The organism is Streptococcus infantis, from assembly GCF_001579645.1.
GTDB lineage: Bacteria > Bacillota > Bacilli > Lactobacillales > Streptococcaceae > Streptococcus > Streptococcus infantis_E.
Map to the genome: position 1 here is coordinate 1 of NZ_KQ970826.1, position 3665 is coordinate 3665.

A 3665-nucleotide genomic window follows, 5' to 3' on the forward strand; every position below is an offset into this window, starting at 1 on the left:
GAAGCGCTCATCTGCCCAGAGACGTTCGTAAGCTTCTTGCTTATCTTGGGGCAACTTTCTTCTATAATTATCCAACAATTCATGAAGGGCATAATAATCATCCAGCCATAGACCTCCTTCTGGTAGTCGATGGCTGATCTCTCCTACTTCTTCATAAGCCATTCGGTCCAGACGTCGTTTTTGACTCTCTTGTTTTCTTACAGTATCAAGGATTCGGTTGCGGAATTTTGTTTTAAAGTAGACGTAGAGTTTCTTTTCTTCTTCCACTAGTTCTGGATGGGACTCTAGAAGTTCGTAAAGGCAGATCAGTCCTTCTTGATCCCAGTCCTCTTTTTCCCACAGGTGGAGATAATAATCTTTTCGGCATTTATGGACAATCCCTTTTACCTTTGCGTAGTATTTCTCAAGCATTTGCTTTCCCCCTTTCTCTGCTTGTAGTATAGCAGAGAAAGAGGGAAAGAGGGGCTTTGATTTCTGTCTTGTGTTTTTTCAAGTCCAAGGTGTATCAGGAAGTATTGAAAAAGGCAGATGAGAGATAAAAAGACAACTGTTGTCTCTACAGTTGTCTTTGTTTGTTATTTTATATTGATAATATTTTTGATTAAAGTTCTGCAATCTGGTTAAGATTTACTTCTGCAACTGTATCATTACCAAACATTGAGATAATCATCTTAACTTTATTGTTATCAATTTCTGTAATCTTGCCTGTGTAATCTGCGAAAGCACCGTCAATAATACGAACAGTTTGACCAACTTCGACATCAATATCAAATTCTTGGACAGTTTGACCCATAGAAACTAAAATATCGCGAATTTCTTGTTCCAAAAGTGGAGTTGGTTTTGATCTGTTTCCGTGTGAGCCTACAAATCCTGTTACGTTTGGTGTGTTACGCACAACAAACCATGCTTCGTCGGTCATAACCATTTCTACAAGAACATAACCTGGAAAGCGATTTTCTTCGATTTCTTTTTTCTTTCCATTTTTTTCCACTTGCACTGTTTGTGTAGGAATCTCAACACGCAGAATATTTTCTAGCATATTGTATGTTTGTGCACGTTGCAATAAATTTTCTTTTACTTTATTTTCGTAGCCAGAGTAAGTTTGTAGCACAAACCATCCTTTATCAAAACTATCCATGTTTTTTCCTTTCCTAACTGAAGAATTTCAGCGACTAGATCTTTTTCTTAGCTTATTTTAAAAAATATTAATAAAACGAATCAATCCGCTAACAATCAATTGGTCAAAAATATAAATCATCACTACAAAGAAAGCAGTGTATTCCATGATAGATTTAAAATCTAACCAACTTTCCTTGCGAGTCGGCCAAGTTGTTTCTTTAAGAAGTTTAAAAATGTCCTTAATAAAACGCATCGTTTTCTCCTATCTCGTTTCTCGGTGTGTGGTGTACTTGCCACAGTGTTTACAAAATTTATTTACTTCTAAGCGTGTTGGTTTTGGATTTCCACTAATCTTAATCGAATAGTTTCTAGAACCACAAACCGCACAGGCTAGACTTGCTTTTTTAAGTGCCATAACGCCTCCATCTTACCTATTATAACAAGAATCCTCTGCTTTGACAAGCTTAATTGTTTTTTGAATTCTTAAATCTTGAACGGTAACTTCTCAAAGCAACTTCCACTTGTACTAACGGTAAAACTTAGTTTGGGAATTCAGCCTTCCAAAATCTCAGTTCAAGTTTTCTTCTACCTCAGACTGTATGTTTCGAAAATCAAAAACCTAGGAATCATCCTAGGCTTTATGATGTTTATTTTCCAAGGTAGTATTCAGAAACTACGTTCAATTTTTCGTCAAATTCGAATACCAATGGTGGGAAGTTAGGGATTTCCACGTCCATGATTTCGTCATCTGACAATTGTTTGATGTGTTTTACAAGAGCACGGATTGAGTTACCGTGTGCTCCTACGAATACGTTTTTACCATCTTTAAGCGCTGGAGCGATTTTATCTTCCCAGAATGGAAGGGCACGTTCCAACGTTACTTTCAAGTTTTCAGCATCTGGAATTACTGAGTCGTCAAGTAAAGCATAACGACGGTCTGTGTGAGCTGAGTGCTCATCATCGCGATCCATGTTTGGTGGCAACACATCGTATGAACGACGCCAGATGTGAACTTGTTCATCACCAAATTGTTCAGCTGCTTCAGCTTTGTTTTTACCAGTCAAACCACCGTAGTGACGTTCGTTCAAGCGCCATGATTTTTCAACTGGAACCCACAATTGGTCAGATGCTTCAAGAGCCAAGTTAGTTGTTTTGATTGCACGTTTCAATACTGAAGTATAAGCTTGGTCAAATTCGATACCAGCTTCTTTGATCAATTTACCAGCGTCAATCGCTTGTTGTGTTCCTTTTTCAGACAAATCAACATCAGCCCAACCAGTGAAAAGGTTAGCTTTGTTCCATTCAGACTCACCGTGGCGAGCAAAAACCAATTTTACCATTTGATGGATACTCCTTTTATTTTCCGAGGTTTCCCTCGTTTGTCTATTCTATTTTACACAATTTTTCACAAAAAAGCTAGTCAAAATCAATCAAAAAAGAGAAGCGACTTCTTGTCTCTTCTCTTTTAGTATAGAATTATCCTTCGATTTGGAAATGTTTTAAGCTTGACAAGTATAGCGCTCCACCAATGATGAGGATAATTCCACCAATCCATCCCAAGAACGGAATCAATGATACTACCGATCCAACGATAAATAAGATAGATGGAGCAAGTGAGATACGCTTGTCATCCTTGTAGTAGACAAGAGTGAGAATTCCTAGGATTAGAGTTGCGATTTTTACTAAAGTAAAAACAAGGAAAACAATTCCCAAAACAACTCCTGCAAAATCTTCATTTTCAGAAATAGCCGCAATCATAACTATAACAACTGGTAAAATTGCCAAAACAGCTCCTGCAATGATCCCAATAATTCCATCAACTTGTGCAAGTGTTTTTGTCTTCATAAATGTCTCCTAAAAATTTTATTTAATCGTTATTTTACCATATTTTAGTTTTTATTTAAAGTTTTTACCAGTCTGGTATGGAATTGTGATTCCTTTACTGGCTCTCTATACGAATCAAACTAGTGATATTTCAAGTTTTATAGTTCTATTTTTTACTTGTTATTTTACATTATGTTCAGTCATTCAAGTAATCCACTTATTTTTTTCATAACCTCGTGAAATATTCTCACTCAAATCAGAAACTATATCTAACTTACCTATAATTAATAGAGACGTGTTTATCATTAGATTTGGTGCTAATCTTTAGTATTCCCCATTTTTAGTTTAGATTATACTCATCATTTATTTTTTTGATTCCCCTTATTATTTACAATAATGAAACAGTTCGTATGTCATTCTCATGCTTAATTTTTGGCATTTTATAGATGTTATAGATTTTCTATTATAGCATATAGCACACCATATTCCTCTCTTAGGTTATCTGAGGTTTAGTAGCAGTTTCCCTGTACTATTTCTTACTCAGATTTAATTTAGCGCTCTTGATTGTTTCTGATAGAACTATACAACTAGTATTAATAAATGGTTGACTAATTTACATACAGCAATTTTTCCGAGATATCGTTATTAGCAAAAAATTTAATTTATCTGACTTCAAATAGTAGTAAAACGAGCCTTGAAATCAAAAAACCGTAAGAATTTGG

Annotated in this window: 6 protein-coding genes; all 6 read right to left on the bottom strand. The window is 35.6% G+C overall.

What is annotated here, in order from left to right:
* A partial coding sequence (locus SINDD18_RS09895) for a sigma-70 family RNA polymerase sigma factor (RefSeq protein ID WP_061863998.1) occupies positions 1 to 411 on the bottom strand: 411 nt, incomplete at its 3' end.
* 190 nt (positions 412 to 601) lie between these two features.
* Complete coding sequence (nusG, locus tag SINDD18_RS09900; protein ID WP_045763385.1) at positions 602 to 1138, bottom strand: transcription termination/antitermination protein NusG; 537 nt, start codon at positions 1136 to 1138, stop codon at positions 602 to 604.
* 57 nt (positions 1139 to 1195) lie between these two features.
* Entirely contained in the window at positions 1196 to 1372 is a 177-nt protein-coding gene (secE, locus tag SINDD18_RS09905) for a preprotein translocase subunit SecE (RefSeq protein WP_001211016.1), read from the bottom strand.
* A gap of 9 nt (positions 1373 to 1381) precedes the next feature.
* On the bottom strand, positions 1382 to 1534 hold the full coding sequence (gene rpmG / locus SINDD18_RS09910) for a 50S ribosomal protein L33 (RefSeq protein ID WP_001809375.1): 153 nt from the start codon (positions 1532 to 1534) through the stop codon (positions 1382 to 1384).
* Between the two features lie 232 nt (positions 1535 to 1766).
* Positions 1767 to 2459, bottom strand: a complete 693-nt coding sequence (locus SINDD18_RS09915) for a phosphoglycerate mutase (RefSeq protein ID WP_061863999.1) — start codon at positions 2457 to 2459, stop codon at positions 1767 to 1769.
* Between the two features lie 136 nt (positions 2460 to 2595).
* Positions 2596 to 2964, bottom strand: coding sequence for a hypothetical protein (locus SINDD18_RS09920; RefSeq protein ID WP_049530250.1), 369 nt, complete (start codon positions 2962 to 2964; stop codon positions 2596 to 2598).
* Positions 2965 to 3665 lie beyond the last annotated feature (701 nt).